We start from the raw sequence: 23,372 nt of genomic DNA on the forward strand, positions 1-23,372 counted from the left end.
AAAAATGTTTCTAAATAATGTTTTCTCTTTTTAATTTAAGGATACATGACAAAGAATAGTCTTTCACTTTTTTCTCTATGTTTGTTCATAATTAATAAAAGCCGAAACGTTTATTATAATTTTTGAAATAAAATTTCGTCACTAAGTAAAGACTATTTTCTAACTCTATTATTTTTTCACAAAAAAATCCCAACACAAATTTTTATTTTGTGCTGGGAAATAGATTTTTATTTTTGATATTTTGCGGCGATTTCCGCAATCAACTCATCATCCTGCAAATCTGTCACTTGCTGGATCACTTCCGCAACAGATTTCTCTTTTAGATAGCCTTGCAGTTCAACACTTTGTTCATCGTTGGGATCATCATAATTTAGGATCATCACTACAACATCCACCAAATTGGTGTAAGCCAACCCCCGTTCCTTTAATTCGCGAATTGGACGAATAAAGCGTTCATCAAAGCCTAACTTGCGAATAGGTGTCCGTGCGACACGACTAATGCTATCAGAAATATACTTGTTTTCAAAACGACTAACGATTTTATCTATATAAGCTGAGTGCTTTTCTTGATCGAATTGCCACTTATCAATCAATAGACTCCCCGTTTCTCCAAGAACCGCACGGAGCTTGTCTAGTACCCGTTGATCCGCAATCGCTTCATCAATCGTTTTGTAGCCCTCATAGGCACCTGTATAAGCAACTGTCGCGTGGCCTGTATTAACAGAAAACAATTTCCGTTCAATATACGGTTCTAAATCTTCTACATATTCCACACCTTCAAGACGCAACTCTTTGTTTTTACTTTGTGTAGCATCAATCACCCATTCGCTAAATGGTTCAACAGATACAAACAAAGGATCTTCATGATGTTGGATCGGCACAATGCGATCAACTGCTGCATTAGGAAAACCGATGTATGTTTCTACATATTCCTTGTCTTCATCAGATAAAAAAGCTTGGACTTTTTCCAATAAGAATTGACTGCCGCCAATCATATTTTCGCATGCCACCACATCTAATGGAGCCTTATTTCCTTCGCTGCGTCGTTTTTGAATTCCTTTTGCGATTAATTCCGCAATAAAAGGTAAGATATTAGGGCCAATCGCCGTTGTCACAATGTCCGCTTTACTTACTGAATCAATCACGGCTTCTGGGTTCGTTTGATTGTTTAGCCCATCCACATTTGAAACGTGGATTTCTTTTTGACTTTCATCCGCTAATTGGATCGTATATTCATTTCTTTCATTCAAAGCATTGATGATTGTTTCATTAATATCAACAAAATCAATGGAAAACCCATTTTTTGCCAATATTTCTCCAATAAATCCACGACCAATATTTCCTGCGCCAAAATGTGTTGCTTGCATCCTATTCTACCTCCTGAAGATAGCTGATAACTTCTTCTTTTGTTTTTGCATCTGCTAATTTCACGACATTTTCTACATCTGAACAGAAAATCGCGATCTTCTGTAAGATATCCAAATGTTCATTTTCAATCCCAGCGATGCCAAACAGGACCATCGCTACATCTTCCGTATCATCTTTTCCAAAATGTACACCTGTGGGAACCTGAATGACTGAAATACCGCTCTTTTTAACGAAGCGCTTCGCTTCATCGGTTCCATGAGGAATCGCGATAAAGTTTCCCATATAGACAGAAACCAATTCATTTCTTTCAATCATCGCATCCACATAGCCTTCTTCTACACAACCTGCATCGACCAGAAGCTGCCCGCTGGCGCGAATTGCCTCTTCCCTGTTTGCATATTCTTGATCTAATAAAATCATTTCTGGCTGTAATTCCATTTTCAATTCCCTCCGATTTTTAGTATCGTTAGTTTTCCCGAATCTCTTTAACAAACAAAGAGCTTAACAATTGATAAATAATCTCTTTGTTGCCAAATTTGTAGATTTCAGTATTCAGATCACTTTCGATCACTGAGCTGCTGATTTTTCCTAATAAGCTTTGGTGGCTTTCCGGCATTGGATCAGGTGCTAATAACAGCAAGACCCGTGTTAGTTCAATACTCTTTTTGTCCATTCCTTGAATCAAGAATTTCTGATCCAAGTCATAGATTGTAAACAACGGTTCCTTGACATGAGCATCCGCACAATGGAACAACGCAAAGTTCGTATTTGGAACACCAATTGGTGCCACTAAATAGCGCTTAATTACTTTATCCGTAACTATCTGAGCATCTGAAACGATCGTGCCTTGCAGCTGCTGGATGATTTCCTCCAACGTAAGTTCAATCGTTTCCTGTGCATGGATTGGCTTCACATCAAAATTCTGCAACAGATTATTGGCGATTCGCATCGTTTCATAAATCTCATCAAAGGCTTCACTTGGCTCTTGTTCCGGTTCATCAATTATTTCACTGACCTTGTCAGGATGCAGTGTTTGAATATATTCCTTGATTTCTTTAATCTCATCATCTAATAAAAGAGGTGAAATCACCTTGTAGGGCAAATTAAAGCCCGGTAAAAATACCGTTGCCAGAATCAAATCATAACTTTTATAGTCTAATTGATTCATTTCAGAAATCTTTGCAACCTGTACTTTCTCAATTTCATTCAGATACTTATGGATGCGACTCTCTAAAATACGTGCCGTACCAATACCGCTAGAACATAGGACTAATGCGGATAAAGCCCGCCCGTTTGGATGCCGTTCCAAAGATGTCGCAAAATGAATCACCACATACCCCAGCTCATCCGCAGTAAATTGATGATCCGGAAAAACAACCGCCAATTCTTTGATGATCGCTGTCGTCAACGCTTGGTACTTGTCGCGAATTTTCTGTAGTAACGGGTTATTCGCTCCTTGAATAACCGTTAGATTCCGCTTCAAAGCCGCAGACATATGAGCAGATAGATCATTAAAAAGCTGCTCATCCTTGCGAAAATCAATCTCAGTTGCTTCAGAAACTAAACGAATCAATTCTTTAATCTTGTAGGAAAGCTCGACGTCAAAACTATCGATAAAAATATTTTGCGGCTTCTTATAATTCACACCCTCCAGTTGGAAAGCAAAGAAGCGAACCTCCTGGGGCGGAATCGATTTTTTGATCGTTGTGGCGACTTTAATCATGATCTGACTCGCAATCTGCATGCTTTCTGGTTTGGCTTTATTCTCCTGCTCGACTTCGACAAATCGATCTTGACCCATTCGATCAATAGAGAGTGCTAACAAAATCAAGACCCGCTGCAATTGATTGTCCGTCACCTGTTCAAAAGCTTGTTGAGAGACCTGCTCGAAGATGGTTCGTGATAGTAGCAAGCTCGACTGACTTAGTAAATTCAAGAAAAAATTGTCCGTCGTCTTTTTTTCTTCATCTAAAGAATCAATGAAGTGGAAAAAATCAAACTCGCTAACACCGTTATAAATCAAATTGCTCAATAACTGGCGACGCTGTTTTTCCCGCCCAACGATCCGAATTCCTCGCCCCTTTAACCGTTGCAGCTCTAACCGATAATCGGTCAAACTCGTTTCGATTGCTGCTAAATCAGAAGTAATCGTGGCCGGACTTACTTTAAAATCAATCGCCAGCCCTTCAATCGTGGTTTCTTCCTCCATCAATAGCAACGAACAAACAATCGCACTCTGACGTTGCACATTATCGGTAAACAGTTCCGCCTGTTTCTCTTCCAATTGCTGTTGCAAGCGCTCCAGATTTACTGTCTCCCCAACGATACGATAGCCTTCGCCTCGTGGCTTGATGATCTGAATGTCCTGTGATTTGATGGTTTTCTCAATGCTTGAGATCTCACGGTAAACCGTTCGCTTGCTGACCTGTAAAATGTCTTGCAATTCCTCCGGTGTAATGCCGTTAGGATAATCTAATAAAAGGGAAAGTATCTTTTTTTCGCGAATCGAAAAATACACAATATCTCCTCCAATAATTTCAAAAGGGTAAAAGCAGTGAGAATCCCCACTGCTTTAAGAGTAATACGATTCTAGATAAAAGACTACTTATTTCCTTAAGTTTTGAATGACTTTATCGTATTTTTCCGAAGCGACCAAATCTGACAACGGTACATGAGTAGCGCTTGGCGCTTGTTGCTCAGCTTTGATTGTTTCATCATTATTAGTAATGATGAAAGCGTTTGTTTCATCTTTTAGTGAGCTTATCGGTTCAACTGTTACCGGATACGCTAATTGATTGTCCTTCAATAATTTTTTCAGGATCGTCGCTCCCATATTTGCTGAGCCCTTCACTTGATCATAACCAAAGATAATGTGATCGACTTTCGAGTAGTCTGCTAATCCTTCTACCACATCATCTGTCAGCGGCTTTTTTTCATTGTCACCTGCAGTTGGTTCAGTAGACAGGCGTTCAACGATTTCATCGTAACGCGGAGAGTTCATGAAGTTTTCCACTTGAACAAAGGTTGCACTTGGTGCCTTTTGTGAAGCCCGTTCATGCAATTCTTCTTGAGTGACAATCAAAGCATTTGGATCGTCTGTTAAGTTATTAATTGCTGAGTTTGAAACTGGCAATCCCAAACCCGCTTTCTTCACTTTATCGCGCAATACCGAAGCCCCCATCGCGCTTGAGCCCATCCCCGCATCACAAGCAAAGATGATCTTGTTGATGTTACCAAACATTTCTTGGTTGTCAGCTTTCACTGCGGTTTGACCTTTTGATTGTGCTTTTGCATCTGCAACTGCTGCTTGAGTTGCTGCCAAATCATCTTCTTCGTTGTGATCCGACTTGATAATAATCATAGCGACTAAGAATGAAACAGCACACCCTACAACGATCCCAGCTAGGTTAGCAAAAATCGCATCTGGCGGTGTCATAGCCATTACAGCAATGATTGATCCTGGAGAAGCAGCAGCACGCAGCCCTGCACCTAACAATTGGAAAGTAAAGGTTCCGGCAACCCCACCAGCCATAACAGCTAGGAATAAAAGGGGTTTCATCATGACATATGGGAAGTAGATTTCGTGAATCCCACCTAAGAACTGAATAATGATTGCTCCTGGAGCAGAAGATTTCGCTGCACCTTTACCAAATAATGTAAAGGCTAATAAGATCCCTAAACCTGGTCCAGGGTTAGCTTCTAATAAGAATAGAACAGATTTTCCAGCTTCTGCTGCCTGCTCGATCCCAAGTGGCGTTAAAATACCATGGTTGATTGCATTGTTCAGGAATAAAATCTTCGCTGGTTCAATAAAGATGTTTGCTAGTGGTAACAAATGCATATTAATAATTGATTCAACACCGGCTGCCATCAAATTGGTTAACGAGCCAACGACTGGCCCAATCGCATAATACCCAATAATTGCTAAAGCAAATCCAATCAAACCAGAAGAAAAGTTATTCACTAACATTTCAAATCCAGCTTTGATCTTTTCTTGGAAAGCGTCATCAAATTTCTTGATGCACCAGCCGCCTAGAGGGCCCATCATCATTGCACCGATAAACATTGGCACATCTGATCCTACGATAACCCCCATCGCTGCGATCGCCCCTACTACCGCACCACGTTGTCCATGTACCATGCTGCCGCCTGTATAAGCGATTAATAATGGCAATAAGAATTTCAGCATTGGATCAACTAGTGACGCTAGCTGCTCATTTGGAATATATCCATCTGGAATAAATAAGGCAGTGATAACACCCCAGGCAATAAAGCCGCCAATATTGGGCATGACCATTCCCGACAAGTGACTTCCGAGACGCTGGACTTTTGCTTTAAGTCCACCCTTTTGTCCAGTAGCTTGCATTTCCATTTTCTTTTCCTCCTTAAGAAATAAGATAAAATGATTTCGTTTACATATTTATCATATCCTCTGAGGTATCCGCTTTCAATCAAATCTAGATAGAGCTTTGGCACAGAAGTTTGTGACAAAATTAAAAAGCCGTCTATCACAGAGATAAACGACTTTTACTTATTTATGAAGTTTATTTCGAACACCACGTTTAATGACATCAAAAAAGCCAAGTGATCGAACCATGTGGTCAGGATCCACATATTCACGAATTGCTCGTAAAACCTTTTTTGGTTCTTTTGAAGCAAAAGAATATGTCCCATTCTTTTTCGTTTGGATTGCGTAACGAGGAATCCATTTCCCTTTAAAAACGACAGAAGCAATAACGTAGTCTACCTCTTCCCAAGGGATTTGAACAAATTTTCTGGCATCACGATTGTTGAAAAATTCAAATCCTTTGTCACCAATCATAATTTTTCCATAATCAGCCACACCTAAGTACGAGGTAGCATCGATTGTCAAATCGATCTTCGTATTGATTGATTGAACCATTAGACCTACTCCATTTCCATATATGTATCTATTAAATCATTATACGTATTTTACTCTTATTAAGCAAAAAATGCTCGGGCAAGCCCGAGCATTTCAATGATTGACTTTCTTACATAATACCTAATACGTGTAAGCCAACACCTACTACGAACAAACCAAGAATGATAACGATTGGAGAAACTTTTTTCTTCAATAACCACATGCAAAGTAATGTCAATAGTAATGCAGCAAGACCAGGAATCAATGAATCTAAGTTATCTTGTAAAGTAGTTACTTTTGAACTATCTAGTGCAAGACCTGAAGCTTGTTGAGATAAAGCTTCTTTAATTCCTTGAGCACCAGCAGGCAATTTGTCCCACTCAATGTAAGCACCTTTATCTAACTTAACAGTAGATACAACCGGAGTGAACTTCACATTTACCCAACGCTGTACCAGTGCTCCTAAAACGAACATCCCTAAAATAGATGCACCTTTAGTAACTTTTTGTAATAATCCACCTGAAAGGTCGTCAGTGATTTTAGAACCAGCACGGTAGCCGAATTCTTGTGTATACCACATAAATGCCCAACGAATAATATTCCAAGCAAGGAAGAAGATGATTGGTCCTAAGATATTTCCAGCTAGAGCTAGAGAAGCTCCTAAGGCACCTAACATCGGACGTACAGTAAACCAGAATACTGGGTCACCAACACCGGCTAAAGGTCCCATCATACCAACCTTAACCCCTTGAATCGCTACGTCATCAACTGGCGCACCATTTGCTCGTTCTTCTTCAAGTGCTAATGTAACCCCGATGATTGGTGATGCGATATATGGGTGAGTATTAAAGAATTCCAAGTGACGTTGCATTGCTGCTGTACGGTCTTCTTTAGTTTTGTATAATTTTTTGATAGCTGGTAACATTGCGAAACACCAACCACCATTTTGCATACGTTCGTAGTTCCATGATCCTTGAATGAAGGTAGAACGCCATGCAACGGCTAAACGATCTTTTTTACTTAATTCGATTTTTTCTGCCATTTTATTTCTCCTCCTTCAAGTTTAATAATCATTCAAAATGTCGCCTAGTGGGTCTCCAGTATTGCCTCCGCCACCATTAGATGAACCACCTGAGCTTTCTTGTAGGTTCAAGTAAATCAAAGCGAATGCAACAGCGATAACACCAAGTGCGATCAATGTCAATTCTGATAGAGCTGCAATGGCAAAACCAATTGCGAAGAAAGGCCATACTTCTTTTGTAGCCATCATGTTGATAACCATTGCGTAACCAACGGCAACAACCATACCACCACCGATAGCCATACCATCAGTTAACCATGCAGGCATAGATTCTAAGAATCCACGTACAGTGTCAGCAGGAATTACTAGTAATGCTGCAGAAGGGATCGCAATACGAACACCTTGCATACATACCGCAATGATATGCCACATTTCAACTTTACGCATTTCGCCTTTTTCAGCCGCAGCATCCATAAAGTGAACGATTGGCACAGCCAAAGTACGAACGATCATTGTTAAGAACAATCCAGCAACAGCTAGAGGAACAGCAATCGCGATAGCTGAAGAAACACCTTTAACTCCTTGACCACCTAAAACTAAAATAATTGCAGATGCAACAGATGCTAATGCAGCATCCGGTGCTACGGCAGCCCCGATGTTTGCCCAACCTAAGGCGATCATTTGAAGCGAACCACCTAAAACGATTCCTGCTTCTAAATTACCGGTTACTAAACCAATTAATGTACATGCTACTAGCGGTTGGTGGAATTGGAATTCATCCAAGATCCCTTCCATACCAGCTAGAAAGGCAACGATTACTACTAATACCATTGAAATACCAGACATTATAAGCCCTCCTATTTAAGTTAATTTTGTTGCTTAAGCGTTTTTCAATTCATTTTTTGCTTTGTTAAGGATTTCATCCATGTTGTCTTTAGAATCATTTGGTACTTTACGTACATCAAATTTGATTCCTTTCGCTTTCAATTTCTCGAAAGTATCAACATCATCTTGACCCATTGACAATACTTTACTTACTACGACTTTCCCAACTGAGTGAGCCATTGAACCAACGTTAACTTCTTTAATATCAACGCCACCTTCAACTGCACGTAGAACATCTTGAGGGTTTTCAAAAAGTAACAACGCTTTCGTATTTCCGAAACGAGGATCTTTTGAAATTTCGATCATTTTATCAACAGGAATAACATTTGCCTTAACACCTGGAGGCGCTGCTTGCTCGATCAATCTCTTACGTAGATCATCTTTTGCAACGGCATCTGAAACAACGATGATCCGACTAGGACCTGTTGTTTTAGTCCATGCTGTAGCAACCTGTCCGTGTAGTAGACGAGAATCTACACGAGCTAATACGAACTTGATATGTCCATCTCCAAGTACAGTTCCTTCTGGAATCGCACCTGTTGGTTGATTGCTTGCTTCCGCAACTGGTGCAGCTTCTGCTGGTTCTAATTCCTCTGGGCGAATTCTAACGCCTTCTTTAGCTGTCCCAGAAATGTGAGCAGCGATTTCATGCGCAGTTTCCATTGAGAAACGTGAAGCATAAGCTTCAATAACCATTGGTAAGTTCATACCGGCAACAATTGCCCATGTGTCTTTGTGTTCTTCAAACAAGCTGTTGGCTTGGTTGAAAGGAGTTCCACCCCAAAGATCGACTAAGAATAAAACTTGGTCTTGGTTTTCGAAAGAGGCAATTGCTTCTTTCATTTTTGCCTTAACATCATCGGGTCCTTCACTTGGCATCAAAGTTACTGCTTTGACATTTTCTTGTTCTCCAAAGATCATCGCTCCGGATTGCAAGATACCATTAGCGAATTCACCATGACTGGCAATGATAATTCCTACCATCTTCATACCTCCTACTATTATTGTTACAGCTCAAAAATATAAATAAGTTCTTAAAAAACCTGTAACCAAAATTAATTTACTGCAGCATCTTCTCTTTTTTGATCAATTGCATCAGATCTGTCTTCCGGTCTGTCGGTACTTGTCGAATTTCTAATTCAATACCTGCTTCTGTCAACTGAATAAATGAATTTACGTCGTTACCATCCACAGAAATAAAATTCGTGATCATTTTTTTGCCTTCGCAAAATCGCATACCACCAATATTGACCGTTTTCAAATCAACACCTGCCTCAACGACCTCTACCACATCTTGCGGGGAAGCAAACAATAGCATGATTTTCATTCCATCAAACAATTGATCTTGATACACTTCAATCAGTTTCCTTTTTGTGACGACATTGGACTTGATTCCCGGCGGTGCGGCTTGCTTCAGGAGGAACTTACGCAACTCATCGTTCGCAACTTCATCGCTAACTACTAAGATGCGTTCGATCCCTGTCGCTTTAGACCAAACTGTCGCTACCTGACCGTGAATCAAACGATCATCGATACGAGTGAGTCGAATATCCATTACCATCCCACCACCTCCTGCTACTACAAGGCTCAGATGCTAAAAGACTTGTGCTACATTTTCTTGAGTACACTAACACACAGGCACTCACTTATAATAAAGCAAGTACCGTGCCAAAATACACTAGCAAGAAATTCTTTAGTTATCTCTTTTTATAACGATACACAAAAAGGGATACAGTATACTGTATCCCTTTTTGTGTATTATTTATACTCTAATTTCTTCATTGTTCTTAAGCAATTGATAAATATAATAGCGTTCAGAAGTCGGGATTGTAATACGGAGCTGACTCTCCAATTCATTTAACCCGCGATTCATCACGACGTTATCCGTTACATTTTGATACATTCGCTTAGACTCGTCATCTACTTTCAACGGCTGCTGCAAGATTCCTCGTTCGATTGTTCCCGCCATATGCATCACAAAGTTCACCATTAAGGCGTAATCCGATGAATCTCCGCTACTATCAATGACTGTTTGGGCTAATCGCCACAATGGGTCAATCAATTTATAAGGATTGATAAACGTGTAGCTTTCTTCCATAAATTTGGTACACAATTCTCTTGCCTTGGTTTCATCTAAAATGACTTCTTCCTGTTCCGACAAATCATTCTCTAGTAACAATTCATCAAGAATTTGATCCGCCTTTTGATTGATGAATTTTTCCATTGGAATATATGGTGCTCCAACTTTAGGGTCCATAATTCCCGTCGTTGCTAGTATTTTGAATTCTTCCTTAAAAGCAGGAACCTTCGATTTAATATCTGCAACGGACAAAGTTAGCACTTCAATGTGTTTTAAGTTGCGTTGCTTCAACGGACGTTCGATGATTTCTTTTAATCGTTGAGCCGTTCCCTCTCCAGAAGCACAAATAGCTAAGATCGCTTGTTTCTCATGTGATTCCTCTTTTTCCTGTGTAACGTGTCCATACCCGCGGAACCCTTGTAGTGACTCATACAATTCATCTACTCCTGAACCTAATACACTGGATTTCCGTGCAGCTTCAATTAATAACGGCGTCGTCACCATATCTAAGGTACATACTTCAATTCCTGTATCTTTTCGAATTTCTTCATTAAAAGTAGCGAGAGAGCCCATGTCAACCATGATCAATACGCCACTGCCTTCATCAATCTGCGTAACTGCTTCCCGCATTTTTTCATAGGCAACTCGCGGATGCATATCTAGCGGCATATCCACAGAGATAATGTTGGAGACATCTAGTAGCTCGCGAACAACTTGAGCCATAGAAGTCGCCGTACTATTTCCATGAGCAGCTACGACTACACCGATTTTACCAGCGGACTGATCTTCCCTTAAGGAAACCAGTAGCACTGTTAAATAATAGTCTTCACTGTCTGGAATGACTACTTGAAATTCTTGTTCGACCAATTGACGAATCTCCTGAGCGACAGCAAATTCTGTTGGATAGTCCTTCGCCATTTCCCGTATGTTAGCGTTGGTCTCCCGAGTTTCTCCTACATGAATTTTTTTCAAGAAAGAAGAAATGTGAAGACTCATCGCATAGATAAAGTTTTGTTGAAAATGCGTTTCTAGGCGTTCGCTTACTAGAACCGCGATTTTATTACTTACATCTATAACATGCTTATCGACAAATTCGGTTAAACGAGTTTCTGTATCAAAGGTAAAGCCATGATCTTTATAAAATGATTTCAAATGAACATTAATGTCGGTTGAAATAAAATGATTGATGGTTTCCTGATCTAGTCCCTCTGTCTTTAGTAATGCCGCTTTATCCCCAATAATATCGTATAAATTATAAGGCAGTTCGTAGGTATCGGTTTTGATCAATTCATCAATCTCATTCGGAGTGACTATCATCTCTGGTTCAAGATAAGGCGATACATCTGTTGTCTTCATTCGATCCGCAGAAAGCTGAACTAACCCAGCTTTTATTCCTTCGGTCAGATCATTCAGTGTGATGTGAATCTCTTCTTGCATCATGTGATTCATAAAACCACGAGCACAGATCAGTTGCACGTTAGATTTCAATTGTCCGACGTTCCCATAAGAAACGCTTCCAAGTAAAGCTTTAACAACATCTTCCGTCAAAGTGATTTTTCGTTGGATCCGATTGGCTTCCATTGCCACCATTACACGGACCAAATCCAATTGCTCCGCAGCAGGACGACTGCTAAAGGCCGGCATTTGAATATTGATCGGGATTCGGCGCACAAATGTATCTAATAAAGCCGAATGGGGATCTTCCGTAGTTGCACCCACGATTCGGACATTGGCAAAACGATTTTTTCCAGTTTCACCTAGACGGCTGTAGGTTCCATGATCCATAAAATAGAAGATCATTTCTTGCCCTTCCGGTGGCAAGCGGTGAATCTCATCTAAAAACAGCATTCCGCCATCAGCCTGCTGGATCAATCCTTCTTTTTCAGTATCCGCACCAGTAAAGGCACCTTTTTCATAACCAAACAGATGACTCATTAATAATTCCGGGTTATTGGCATAGTCCGCACAGTTAAACACAATAAGTTCGCGATCCTCTTCAACCACACCTTCAGTTTGCGCAAATTGAAACATCGCGTGAGCGAAAAACGTCTTACCAGAGCCAGTTGGGCCGGTAATTAAACAGTTCAATCCGCGAGGTGGGTACAAGATCGCGGCTTTGGCCTGCTCAACGGCATTGCGCATACTTCCCGTTGAACCAATGATCTGAGTGAATACATTTCCCTTATTCTGATTCAAAATCTTTTTTTCCGGTGGTTCTACCACAGTGTTTTTTACTTTAGGCGCTTCGGTGTCAAACGACGTTTCCATTGATTGGGTCGAAACAAAATAGCGGACGGGCCTTCCTTCACTTTTACTTAATTGGCCTTCCTTCACAAGAAGATTCAAATCCTTACTGGCATTTGTTCGTTGAATATCCAATGAATCTGCAACATCCTTCGTCGTTACATTTGCATTTTCTGAAACAAAGCGATAAATGCGGTCAATTCGTCGTTCCATATAGTCACCTACTTTATTAGTGTATTCCCTATAATCAATCATCTATAGTTTTTCTTAAAATGTCAAACATTTCGCTGTAAAATAATACACTATATTTTTTAAAAATGAAAGTTTTTGGGAATTTCTCCGGTTTTAGGCTAGCTTTTCTTAATGATTTTTATAATTTCTTAGGAATTCTTTCTTTCCTGACCTTACTGGAAAAAATTTTTCTTCTATTATATAAAGGAATTTCTTTTATTTTTTTCCAGAAGGAAAAAGAAACATGAGTATAACACCAATTCGCAAAAAAAACTGTATTTTTTATCCTCCGACAAATTTTTTCATTATTCCTATTAAAAAAAGCCTAATCTCACATAGAGACAAGACTTTACACATTTTTCTATTGTTAACTTTTCCAAAACGATTTCGAAAACAAAAGTAAAATCGGAAAAATCTCTAATCTTCCTGCCAACATAGCAAATGATAAGGTCCATTTTGACAAATCCGATAGGAAACCGAAATTTCCAGTCGGACCAATCGCTTTAAACCCAGGCCCCACATTGTTTATACAAGTCGCGACCGCAGAAAAGGTTGTTTGAAAATCCATATTTTCCAACGAAAGAAGTAAGAACGCCGCGACAAAAACTAGTAGATACAGTACCAAGTAGGCATGGATATTCCCGATCGTTTTAGGCGCGATTGCTTCACCGCCATATTCCAAGGTTACGACACTTCTTGAATGGATAATCTTTTTAAGTTCCTGCAACGCATTCTTAACAAGAATTTGGATCCGTGAAACCTTTATCCCACCACCGGTTGATCCGGCACAGGCACCAATGAACATCAGCAATAGCAAAATGATCTGAGAAAACATTGGCCATATATCATAATTAGTCGTGGTAAAGCCCGTAGTCGTAATAATTGAAGCGACCTGAAACACTGCGTATCGAAACGCCGACAGCATCGAAGGATATTGTGAGGCAATATTTATCGTGATCAAAAGTGTCGATCCTGCGATAATAGCCAAATACCCACGTAATTCTTCACTCTTCAATACCGGTGCAATTTTTCCAATCAAAAAGAAATAAATCAAATTGAAATTGATCCCAAATAGGATCATAAAGACCGTAATAACTCCCTCGATATAAGGACTGCTATACAAAGCAATCCCGGCATCATCCATCGAGAAGCCGCCAGTCCCAGCCGTAGCAAATGCATTTAAGAGACTATCAAATAGCGGCATTCCACCAAGGAGCAACAAGATCACCTGAACAAGCGTCAATACCGCGTAAATAACATACAGAATTCGAGCCGTAACATGAACCTTTGATACTAATTTACCTACTACCGGTCCAGGCATTTCCGCTTTTAGTATATGCATCGTTCTTCCCGAAGCGATCGGAATAAAGGCCACTGTAAAAACAAGAATCCCCATTCCCCCGATCCAGTGGGTAAAGCTTCGCCAAAACAAACTGGCTCGACTCAACCCGTCTAACGAGGACAAAATAGAAGAACCCGTGGTTGTAAACCCTGAGACAGTTTCAAAAAATGCATCGGTAAACGAGGGGATTTCTCCTGTTAACAGAAAAGGTAGCGAACCAAAAAAAGAAAGAATCACCCAGCTGATTCCTACAATGAAAAAGCCATCCTTCGCATAGATGTTGCGATGCTTAGGCTTTTTGCGACTTAGTAACGTACCGATTAACAGAACGAAAACAGAGACACTAAGATAGGAAAGCGTAGCTTTGTCTTGATAGATCAATGAGACAAGTACTGGTAACAGAAGAAGAATTCCTTCCACCTGAAGTAATTTACCAATTGTAAAAAGAATCATTTTTTTATTCATCGTTTTCTCCTGTTAACTCCTCACCAGATCATTCAAGCAGCAAATTCTGCGATCTGTCGTAATAATGACGAGATGGTCCTTCAATCGGATTTCAGTATCTCCCTTAGGAATCACAAACCCTCGTTCTCGAGAAATTGCAGCGATCAACACATTATTCTTCAATTTCACTTCAGAAACCTTCTTATTCAAGAAGCTAGTATGCGGTGTAACCACAAACTCTAAAGCTTCAATATCGTCATTCACTAAACGATGCAGGGTCCTAACACTGCTGTCATCGTCCTTATTATTCTTCGCTCGCACGAAACGCAGAATATGTCCTGCAATAATATTCTTAGGTGAGATCACACTATCAATATCCAGTTGATTCAACACATTGAGGAAATTGGTTCTTGTCACCTTCGCGACTGTTTTCTTTGCCTTCATCTGTTTTCCATACAAAGAAATCACGATATTTTCTTCATCCAAACCAGTTAAGGCGATTAAAGCATCAATAGATTCAATGCCTTCTTCCAGCAGCACTTCTTCTTCGCTGCCGTCCGACTCAATAATAGTCGCTTCCGGTAGTTTCTGCGAAAGCTCCAGACAGCGTTTAGGATTGTTCTCAATGATCTTCACATGAATTCCATGCTCTGCTAATTGGCGCGCCAAATAAAAGGCAATTCGTCCACCGCCTACGATAATGATTCGTTTTGTCTTTTGCTCAAATAAATTAATATCGTGGCAAAAGCGAACCAGATCACGGTGCTGCCCCATCACATGAATGCGATCTCCCGTTTTAGGAACGAAATTTCCATCTGGAATGATCAACTCTTCTTTACGTCTAACAGCGCAAATCAAAACATTGGTCTTAGAGACCTTATACAAACGATTCAATGGCACATCAATCAAGCGTGCATTTTCCTTAAGTCGGAACTCAGCTAATTCAATTTTTCCACTTACAAAAGTATCCACCTTAAAGGCAGAAGGAAATAATAAGATCCGTCGAATCTCGTTTGCCGCCTCCAGTTCAGGATTAATAATCATCGTCAACCCTAGCTGATCTCGCATAAAGGAGCGTTGTTTTAGATACTCCGGATTCCGTACACGAGCGATAGAATTTTGCGCCCCCATCTTTTTCGCCATCAGACAAGCCAAGATATTCAACTCATCCGATTCAGTTACAGCGATAATGATATCCGCTTCATTTACGCCTGCCTCCATCAAAATATCGAAGGTAGCGCCATTTCCAACAATGCCCAGCGCATCATATTGATTCACAATCGCTTCAACTTTTTCTGCGTGCAAATCGATGACGACCACATCATAATCGTAGTCCTCATCGGATAAATGCTGTGTCAGCGCCTTGCCGACCTTCCCAGCACCTAAAATAATAATTTTCATTCTATCCTCCAGCTAAAAAATGGTATTATAACTACCATTCTAGTCGTTTCCATAACAGAAAACAACGGACATTCAGAAAAAGAATATCCCTAATTTAAGTAAAATTAATAAACATTCGAATAATAATTCTTTGATTGCTTCTCTACTAGAAAAAAAGCTTTTTAAAGGTAGCTTTTCACCTTCAAAAAGCACACAATAAAACACCTGAGACCGCATTTTAGTCTCAGGTGTTAGTCTGTTTCTACATAATTGCTGTAATAAAAGTGATAGCTCCCAGAAAAACGCCGGGCACATTTGCAATAATAATCGGATAATCCTTTTTCTTTTGCATAGATGCATAAATGACCCAAAAAATACAGTTGACCATTGCCACCATCGGCTGAATCGGATTTCCTTTGTTTCCAGCTAAATTGTTCATGATTTGGGGAATATACGAAACATACATCAGCACAGATAACACTGAAGCAATTCGCCCAAAAACTAATATTGTATGATCCTTCTTACTCATAAAAAACACCTCTAACTTCTTTCCATACTAAAATAGTACCGTAAGTCATGAAAAGAAGCGAAAAAAAAGCCCTAACCCTGTTTAACAGGATTAAGACTTCAAGTTTCTTAAGCTTCTTGAGCGACTGGGTATACAGACACTTGTTTTTTGTCGCGACCTTTACGTTCGAAACGTACCACGCCGTCAACTTTAGCAAACAATGTGTCATCGCCACCGATACCTACGTTTACACCAGGGAAAATCTTAGTACCGCGTTGACGGTAAAGAATTGATCCACCAGTAACAATTTGACCATCAGCACGTTTAGCGCCTAAACGTTTTGATTCTGAGTCACGTCCGTTAGATGTAGAACCGCCACCTTTTTTGTGGGCGAATAATTGTAAGTTCATATTCAATAACATGAGCTGCACCTCCTATGATTTAGATTCTGTTTGGACTTCAATGAAATCCAAATACTCAGTTTCGATTGATTGCAAGCCTAGTAACAAATGCTCTAGCAAAATTTGCGAGATATTCATCTGCTCTTGAGTCATGGAATCATCCAGATTCAACGCCACATGAAGATAACCACCTTCATCATCGTTGGTCTCGATGTTCGGAATGACACCTGCTAGTGCATCCAAGCTGTTTACTGTACTGATAGCTAATGCGGAAACCGCCGAACAAACGATATCGCTACCGTATGGACCAGCTTCTGCATGACCAGTTAAAGTAAATTCGCTGATTTGACCTGCTTGATTTCGAGTGAATGTACCTTTGATCAACTTAGGCACCTTCTTTTTTATGCTTTGATTGAGTCAATGACAACTTTAGTGTAAGGTTGACGATGACCTTGTTTACGGTGTGAATGTTTTTTAGGTTTGTATTTGAAAGTAACGACTTTCTTTTGTTTGCCGTGTTTTTCAACAGTTCCTTCAACAGTTGCACCTTCAACGATAGGAGCTCCTACTTTTGTAGATTCGCCGCCTACTAAAACAACTTGGTCGAAGACAACTTTTTCGCCAGCTTCAACGTCTAATTTTTCAATGTAGACTGCTTGACCTTCTTCAACTTTGATTTGTTTACCGCCAGTTTTGATGATTGCGTACATGCTTGTGGCACCTCCTTATATAATATACTTAGACTCGCCATCCCAAGTGACCGAAGTACTTACTAACTTGTTCTGTGCGGTTGTAGCTGTGGGTTCCACAATTACAACATTCATAGTTTACTAAAAAAGATAGGTCAAGTCAATGATTAATTATTGACGTGCGTCCTGCTTTTTTCTACTATTATAAAGATGACAGCCAAAGCAGAAGGTTCCATCTAAGTAAAGCGAGGTGGCAAGAATGGAGTATCCAAAAGAATTGGTGGCGTTAGTAGCTGAACGTTCGAAGGATTTTCAGCTCGAAGGCTTTATTGCAGGTCAAGGTCCGACGCACCCAAAGCTGATGCTGGTGGGAGAAGCACCTGGACGAAAGGAAGTCGTCAATCATATCCCCTTCTCAGGTGCAGCCGGAAAAGAACTGATTCAGGCGATGGCTTCGATCGGACTCACTCGAGAAAATACTTATATTACTAGTGCTGTCAGAAGCCGTCCCTATAAAATAATCGAACGCATAAATAAACGAACCAAAGAAAGTGAAACCGTGTATCCTAATCGTACACCCAATAAAAAAGAGATATTGGCTCACGCACCGATTTTAGATTACGAATTGGTGTCTGTTCAACCAACAATCATTGCGACTTTAGGGAATATCGGTTTGCAGCGACTGCTTGGACCCAAGTGGCAGATCAGTGAAAGCCATGGCAAAATCTATCATGGTCCGGTCTTAGAGCTTAACAATGAACTAAATCAGTATCAACCCTCAAAAGAAGAATACACCGTCGTCCCTCTTTTTCATCCAGCAGCGATTTTTTATAATCGCTCACTCAGTGAAAAAATCAAGGACGATTGGCTAACATTAGGAAAATTACTAGAGAAAGAGGAAATATAATGCGCAATGAAATGATGTACCGCCCAATTATTAATGAAGACATCCTACACTACTTACGCACGGAACAAAAACAATTAACGGGAGCATTAGGAGAATTGGAGGAGCTGGCCCATGAAAATGGCGTGCCGGTGATCCCTCATGAAACGGTGGTCTTCCTTCAATTTCTATTGAAGCAAAAACAGCCGAAAAATGTTTTGGAGATTGGTACGGCGATTGGTTTTTCAGCCAGCTTAATGGCGGAAACTCTTGGAAAAGATGCTAAGATTACTACAATCGATCGTTTTCCAGTCATGATCGAAAAGGCCAAAGCCAATTTTACTAAACTAGGATTAGAAGATCAGGTAACCTTGTTAGAAGGAGATGCAGCGGATTTACTTAGCACGCTTGAGGGGACTTATGACTTCATCTTCATGGATAGTGCAAAATCAAAATACATTACCTTCTTACCTGAATGCTTGCGGCTATTATCAGAGGATGGCGTGTTGATGGTAGATGATATTTTCCAAGCAGGAACGGTATTGCAGCCGATCGAAGAAATCCCTCGAAAAAACCGTTCGATTCATCGGCACCTGAATGAGTTCTTAGAGGAAGTCACAAAATCTCCCGAGCTTACCTCTACTCTATTGCCTTTAGGCGATGGTGTCGCATTGATTTCAAAAAATAAATAATTAATGGCGGAAATTTGAAACTTTTTTGAATTTCCGCCTTTTTACTTGTACCTGAAAAAAATTGGCGTAGACTAAGGAACTGAAATGGAGGAGTTTCCTGTGAAGAACAAAAAAGTAGGAGGCATCATATCAGTCATCTTGGTGTGTATCCTCGGAATCATCTTATTTGAAACAAAAGACCATGTCCATGCATCAAAAAATCCAACGAATCCTCTACCGATTCCAGCACCTGTCATCATGGTACCAGGTACGAATGGCGATGTGGATCGTTTCGATAGTTTAGTTGATTCATTAAAGCAAACAGAAAAAAATGTGGATGAAATAAAAATCACCGTGAACAAAGACGATTCCATCACTTCCTCTGGTCATTTTACCAAAGACACGAAACGGCCAATCATTGCTGTCGCCTTTGAAGATGGCTCAGATCCCTCTCTGCCAAAACAATCACGCTGGTTTCAAAAAGCGCTAGAGTATGCGGAAAAATATTACACCTTCAACACGTACGATTACTTAGGCTATTCAAATGGCGGATTGATCCTAACTGGGTATTTAGAAAATGAACAAAAAAGCAATGACCCCTCTCTCTATCATTTAATTACCTTGGGTACTCCGTATAACGATACCTCTTGGGACTACAATGAAAATAGTACGACCTTCAAAAAGCCAAAAGCTGAGAGTGATCTATTAAAATACTATTTGAAAAATAAGAAGAATATACCTAAGAATATCACGGTCTATAACATCGCAGGGAATGTCGATAATCAAAACTCCGATATGACTGTTCCATTAACAAGTGTGCTTGCTGGACGCATGATCTATGGGGATAGTGAAAAATACAAAGAGATCATCGTGAACGAACAGGCGGATCATGGATCCCTGATTGAAAATCCAAAAACATTGAAGTTAATCAAAGATTATCTTTTTGAATCAGTAAAATAACGAATTAGCATTGACAAGCAAAGGTAGTTTTTCTATAATAGCTATTGTTGCAAAACTACTGTCACAGTAGCTCAGCTGGATAGAGCATCCGCCTTCTAAGCGGACGGTCGGGGGTTCGAATCCCTCCTGTGATGTCTTCAGCCCCTAGAAACGCTGGTTTCTAGGGGCTTTTACTTTGTTGTATACAAAAAACGCTCAGAGAAGCTTCTCCGAGCGAGGATGTCTAAGTTATTCCTTCACAGCTTTTGGTACTACTAATAGTGCACACATTGCTAAACCTAACACGATGAATAGAACGGCTCCCATCACATTGCCTTTCGTCAACATCGCAAAAGCAATCGTTCCGAACAAACTGGCAACGGTCAAAACAATGCCTGATTTTTGGATCCCTGTCAATTTGGCGAAAGAATTTCTAAAACCGATCGTCAATAATAAAGAGCCTACAAATGAAGCGATACCAAAAATAATGTGTCCAATCAAGATAAGATTTTCCATGTTTCCACCTCCCTCAGAACCACTATACTAGAAAGCCTGAAAGAAGACGAAAGTTGTGCTTGAAAATGACGAATAAAAAGTAAAACCCTCGTAGCCGAAAACGCTCTCTTCCATTAAACAATCTGATAACGTAAAATGGTTCGCCGCTTTTCTGGCGCTGTTTTTCTAGCATCGTTTAGGTAAATCTCTCGATGGTGATAACTTTTACGGGTTAAGCCATTTTCTGTTACAAATTGATCCATCTTTTGAAAAGAAGCTGGTTCATCATCAAAAGAACCTAGGTGCAGGATTTGAACACATCTCCCATCTTCAATCGTTTCAAAAGAAAGCTCCTGCAGCATATCATTTGGGTCTTTCTTTTGCACTGCTGCTAAGGAGGTCTCAAACATTTCTTCCGTAATCCAATCGGGTTGACGCAGCATGATTTTGTATTCAAAGCTTTCTTTATCCGTTAGGTCCTGTGTATTTTTAGTACTCCATAGACCTTCTAACGGAAAAATGGCAAACTCAGAGTATTCAAACTGCTCTTGCTGTTCAGGATGTACTTGATAGAATTTCTTATATCCCATCTTGATGCCCCACGCAACGGGATACAGCACACCTACTCGATTTGAAAAATCTTGATGGTTGGGGTTTCCTTCACCTTTGATCGTCAAAAACTTCTGTGGTGGAACAGTTACGATTTCCGCTTTCTTTTTTGCACCGTATAAATATTTTTCTTGTTTTTTCCATTCATATTTCATTTGTTCACCCTCACTTTCAACTTTATCCTCATTATAGCGAGTGAAACCTGCAACCTCGTGTCAGGTTTAATAAATACTTTTTAATTGATCGATTTTTTTGATTAATTGCTCGCGAACTGTGGATGGGGATAAAACCTCCACCAGACTACCAAATGATAGCAAGAAGCTATATAGACTATCGTTAACGGGATATTCGGCAGAAACGAGCAACCGCCCACCTTCCCCTTCTTCTACCTCTTCAAAATTTTCATAGACACGATACGCCAGCTCTGGATCAAAGGCTAATTGAATGGTGAGTCTTTCTGCTGTATAGATTTTTTCAGGCTGAAGGACTTTTTCTGGTGTGACGCGGTCAAACGATTCAGTTGTCCGCTTCAGCTTTTTGATTCGTTTAAGTTTAAAGAGTCGATCCTCCTGTTTTTCACAGCAATAGGCAAATAAATACCACTCTCTTGCTTTAAAAATGAGTTTCAAGGGTTCTACTTTACGATCTGAACTGGATTTCTCTCGACCGAAGTACTGAAAACAAATACGTGTCCTATGAAAAATGGCTTGCTCCAATGCTTGAAACAATTCTTCCTGCTGCGGATGCCAATCGGAAAAATCAATCTCGATCCAATTCGTCGTCTGCTTTTGAAAGACGGCGCCTAATTTTTTTAGCAGCTCTTGATTTCTCTCTTCATTCATTCCGTTAAATCCCTGCAACGCTGTTAAAATATGCCTTTGTTCCTCCTCTGAAATCAGCGAACGATTCAAAACAAACTTTTCAGGAAGAAAAATGCCGCCGCCTTTTCCCTGTGTTGTGTAAACAGGAATGCCTGCAGCGCTTAAAATATCTATATCTCGATAAATCGTTCGAATCGAAACTTCAAACTTCTTTGCTAACTCAGGCGCGGTGGTTTGTCCTTTATCCATTAAATAGTACACCATCTGAAAGAGTCGATACTCTGCCATGCTCCTCACCTCCATCTTTAGTATAGCATCGAAAACCTGCAGCCTGATGTCAGGTTTCATAAAAAAGCACTGCTCAATTTTCTAAGCAGCGCTTACTCCTCTATTACGGTTGCAACAAGACTTTCCCGATACTTTTTCCTGTTTCTAAAAATTCATGGGCTTGTTTTCCTTCTGACAAAGGAAAAACAGTTGGCTCGCTGATTGAAATTTGTCCTTTGGAGAAATAGTTGAAGAGACGTTCACTACGAACCTTGCGCTCTTCATAGCTTGTTAGATAATCCCACAAGTCTCCAGTTAAAATGCTTTTTGATTCTGACATTAAATCGACGGGATCGATTTTAATAGGATCGCCGCCTGCCATACCGAAAAATACAACCTTGCCACGATGTTGGATCAAGTCTAGACTTTGCTGAATGGTTGATCCAACACCGTCATACGCTGTCGCAAATTGCCCTTCGATCGTTTCAACCCACTAGTGTTCACGACTTGGATAAACCTGCTTCACTCCGTGGGATAAGGCCAATGCTTGTTTTTCTGCTGAGGAAGCAGAACCATACACCTCAATGCCATCAGCCACCAGCATTTGAGAAAGAATTTGTCCGACACCGCCACTGATCCCTGTGATAAAAACTTTTTCTCCCGATACATTTTTTCCAAGGTCGTGGGCTAAGAAATCTGCGGTCATCCCCTGAAGACCGATACTTGCGGCCAGCTTACTGTCGATTCCTTCAGGTAAAGGAATCGCTTGTTCACTTGGAACCGCCACATATTCAGCATTTGCCAAAGGGACATCTACAAATAGTACCGTCTCACCAATTTTTTGTTTCGTTACCTTGGCACCGACTTCAACAATAACTCCCGCACCTTCATAGCCGTTAATGTAGGGCGTGTGCTTTTCAATATGGTATTCCCCTCGTCGTCGATAAATATCTGCAAAATTTAAACCGATATACTCTACTTCTACTAATACTTCATGCTCATTAATGACAGGACATGGAAGCTCGCCATATTGCAAAACTTCACTGCCGCCAAAGGTTTCAAAATACAATGCTTTCATGGCAAATACTCCTTAATTTATTTCCTCAAATATACTATGGCTACCCTTTTTCAGCAAAAAATCAGATTGCATTTCGTTCGACGCTCTGATAGATTTTAATCACTATGAGGCAATCATCGAAAGGAGTGTTCTAA

At 40.2% G+C, this 23,372-nt stretch carries 22 protein-coding genes, 1 tRNA gene, 1 pseudogene and 1 other annotated feature; of the genes and pseudogenes, 4 read left to right on the forward strand and 20 right to left on the reverse strand.

What is annotated here, in order from left to right:
* Positions 1-227: 227 nt before the first annotated feature.
* The 16 genes from J9537_RS11050 to rplU all read right to left on the reverse strand — a co-directional run bounded on the left by J9537_RS11050 (position 228) and on the right by rplU (position 17,496).
* Positions 228-1,367: a mannitol-1-phosphate 5-dehydrogenase gene (locus J9537_RS11050; RefSeq protein ID WP_060789405.1), complete on the reverse strand. Its 1,140-nt coding sequence runs from the start codon at positions 1,365-1,367 to the stop codon at positions 228-230.
* Position 1,368: 1 nt separating this feature from the next.
* Positions 1,369-1,806 (reverse strand): PTS mannitol transporter subunit IIA, encoded by a 438-nt coding sequence (locus J9537_RS11055; RefSeq protein ID WP_060789404.1) that lies wholly within the window; start codon positions 1,804-1,806, stop codon positions 1,369-1,371.
* 28 nt (positions 1,807-1,834) lie between these two features.
* A complete protein-coding gene (locus J9537_RS11060; protein WP_060789403.1) occupies positions 1,835-3,886 on the reverse strand; it encodes a BglG family transcription antiterminator in 2,052 nt (683 codons plus the stop codon).
* 87 nt (positions 3,887-3,973) lie between these two features.
* Positions 3,974-5,740 carry a PTS mannitol transporter subunit IIBC gene (locus J9537_RS11065; RefSeq protein ID WP_082718865.1) on the reverse strand — a complete coding sequence of 589 codons (1,767 nt, stop codon included), beginning with the start codon at positions 5,738-5,740 and terminating at the stop codon, positions 3,974-3,976.
* 159 nt (positions 5,741-5,899) lie between these two features.
* Positions 5,900-6,271, reverse strand: coding sequence for a DUF956 family protein (locus J9537_RS11070; protein ID WP_010745717.1), 372 nt, complete (start codon positions 6,269-6,271; stop codon positions 5,900-5,902).
* Between the two features lie 109 nt (positions 6,272-6,380).
* Positions 6,381-7,292, reverse strand: coding sequence for a PTS system mannose/fructose/sorbose family transporter subunit IID (locus J9537_RS11075; RefSeq protein WP_010745716.1), 912 nt, complete (start codon positions 7,290-7,292; stop codon positions 6,381-6,383).
* A 21-nt stretch (positions 7,293-7,313) separates the two neighbouring features.
* Positions 7,314-8,117, reverse strand: coding sequence for a PTS mannose/fructose/sorbose transporter subunit IIC (locus tag J9537_RS11080; RefSeq protein ID WP_010745715.1), 804 nt, complete (start codon positions 8,115-8,117; stop codon positions 7,314-7,316).
* 33 nt (positions 8,118-8,150) lie between these two features.
* Entirely contained in the window at positions 8,151-9,140 is a 990-nt protein-coding gene (locus J9537_RS11085; RefSeq protein ID WP_010745714.1) for a mannose/fructose/sorbose PTS transporter subunit IIA, read from the reverse strand.
* Between the two features lie 76 nt (positions 9,141-9,216).
* Positions 9,217-9,717 (reverse strand): PTS sugar transporter subunit IIB, encoded by a 501-nt coding sequence (locus J9537_RS11090; RefSeq protein WP_010745713.1) that lies wholly within the window; start codon positions 9,715-9,717, stop codon positions 9,217-9,219.
* Positions 9,718-9,918: 201 nt separating this feature from the next.
* On the reverse strand, positions 9,919-12,693 hold the full coding sequence (locus tag J9537_RS11095) for a sigma-54-dependent transcriptional regulator (RefSeq protein WP_060789423.1): 2,775 nt from the start codon (positions 12,691-12,693) through the stop codon (positions 9,919-9,921).
* A 385-nt stretch (positions 12,694-13,078) separates the two neighbouring features.
* Positions 13,079-14,518 (reverse strand): TrkH family potassium uptake protein, encoded by a 1,440-nt coding sequence (locus J9537_RS11100; protein ID WP_060789514.1) that lies wholly within the window; start codon positions 14,516-14,518, stop codon positions 13,079-13,081.
* A 12-nt stretch (positions 14,519-14,530) separates the two neighbouring features.
* Positions 14,531-15,898, reverse strand: coding sequence for a Trk system potassium transporter TrkA (trkA, locus tag J9537_RS11105; RefSeq protein ID WP_060789515.1), 1,368 nt, complete (start codon positions 15,896-15,898; stop codon positions 14,531-14,533).
* A 241-nt stretch (positions 15,899-16,139) separates the two neighbouring features.
* Positions 16,140-16,406 carry a SemiSWEET family transporter gene (locus tag J9537_RS11110; protein WP_010745709.1) on the reverse strand — a complete coding sequence of 89 codons (267 nt, stop codon included), beginning with the start codon at positions 16,404-16,406 and terminating at the stop codon, positions 16,140-16,142.
* 107 nt (positions 16,407-16,513) lie between these two features.
* Positions 16,514-16,807: a 50S ribosomal protein L27 gene (rpmA, locus tag J9537_RS11115; protein ID WP_060789516.1), complete on the reverse strand. Its 294-nt coding sequence runs from the start codon at positions 16,805-16,807 to the stop codon at positions 16,514-16,516.
* Between the two features lie 12 nt (positions 16,808-16,819).
* A complete protein-coding gene (locus tag J9537_RS11120) occupies positions 16,820-17,170 on the reverse strand; it encodes a ribosomal-processing cysteine protease Prp (RefSeq protein ID WP_010745707.1) in 351 nt (116 codons plus the stop codon).
* Positions 17,171-17,187: 17 nt separating this feature from the next.
* Positions 17,188-17,496, reverse strand: coding sequence for a 50S ribosomal protein L21 (gene rplU / locus J9537_RS11125; RefSeq protein ID WP_010740661.1), 309 nt, complete (start codon positions 17,494-17,496; stop codon positions 17,188-17,190).
* A gap of 20 nt (positions 17,497-17,516) precedes the next feature.
* Positions 17,517-17,588 (reverse strand) — a sequence feature (ribosomal protein L21 leader region).
* A gap of 146 nt (positions 17,589-17,734) precedes the next feature.
* Between rplU and J9537_RS11130 the strand changes: the two genes are divergently transcribed.
* The 4 genes from J9537_RS11130 to J9537_RS11145 all read left to right on the forward strand — a co-directional run bounded on the left by J9537_RS11130 (position 17,735) and on the right by J9537_RS11145 (position 20,123).
* Positions 17,735-18,382, forward strand: coding sequence for a uracil-DNA glycosylase (locus J9537_RS11130; protein ID WP_060789517.1), 648 nt, complete (start codon positions 17,735-17,737; stop codon positions 18,380-18,382).
* Complete coding sequence (locus J9537_RS11135; RefSeq protein WP_060789518.1) at positions 18,382-19,050, forward strand: O-methyltransferase; 669 nt, start codon at positions 18,382-18,384, stop codon at positions 19,048-19,050. Before J9537_RS11130 ends, J9537_RS11135 begins: the two co-directional genes overlap by 1 nt.
* Before the next feature lie 99 nt (positions 19,051-19,149).
* A complete protein-coding gene (locus J9537_RS11140; RefSeq protein ID WP_060789519.1) occupies positions 19,150-19,989 on the forward strand; it encodes an alpha/beta hydrolase in 840 nt (279 codons plus the stop codon).
* Between the two features lie 60 nt (positions 19,990-20,049).
* Positions 20,050-20,123: transfer RNA gene (locus tag J9537_RS11145), tRNA-Arg, on the forward strand.
* A gap of 94 nt (positions 20,124-20,217) precedes the next feature.
* Here the strand turns inward: J9537_RS11145 and J9537_RS11150 are convergent.
* From J9537_RS11150 to J9537_RS11165, 4 genes and pseudogenes are all read right to left on the reverse strand, one after another.
* Positions 20,218-20,484, reverse strand: coding sequence for a hypothetical protein (locus tag J9537_RS11150; RefSeq protein WP_060789520.1), 267 nt, complete (start codon positions 20,482-20,484; stop codon positions 20,218-20,220).
* 113 nt (positions 20,485-20,597) lie between these two features.
* The gene (locus J9537_RS11155) at positions 20,598-21,227 is read right to left on the reverse strand and encodes a GyrI-like domain-containing protein (protein WP_060789521.1); all 630 of its coding nucleotides are present in this window, start codon (positions 21,225-21,227) and stop codon (positions 20,598-20,600) included.
* 66 nt (positions 21,228-21,293) lie between these two features.
* Positions 21,294-22,181, reverse strand: a complete 888-nt coding sequence (locus J9537_RS11160) for a helix-turn-helix transcriptional regulator (protein ID WP_060789522.1) — start codon at positions 22,179-22,181, stop codon at positions 21,294-21,296.
* Between the two features lie 103 nt (positions 22,182-22,284).
* A pseudogene (locus J9537_RS11165) lies at positions 22,285-23,238 on the reverse strand (zinc-binding dehydrogenase).
* Positions 23,239-23,372: the final 134 nt, after the last annotated feature.

Origin of the sequence: Enterococcus raffinosus (assembly GCF_019175485.1) — a bacterium.
Classification (GTDB): domain Bacteria; phylum Bacillota; class Bacilli; order Lactobacillales; family Enterococcaceae; genus Enterococcus_A; species Enterococcus_A raffinosus.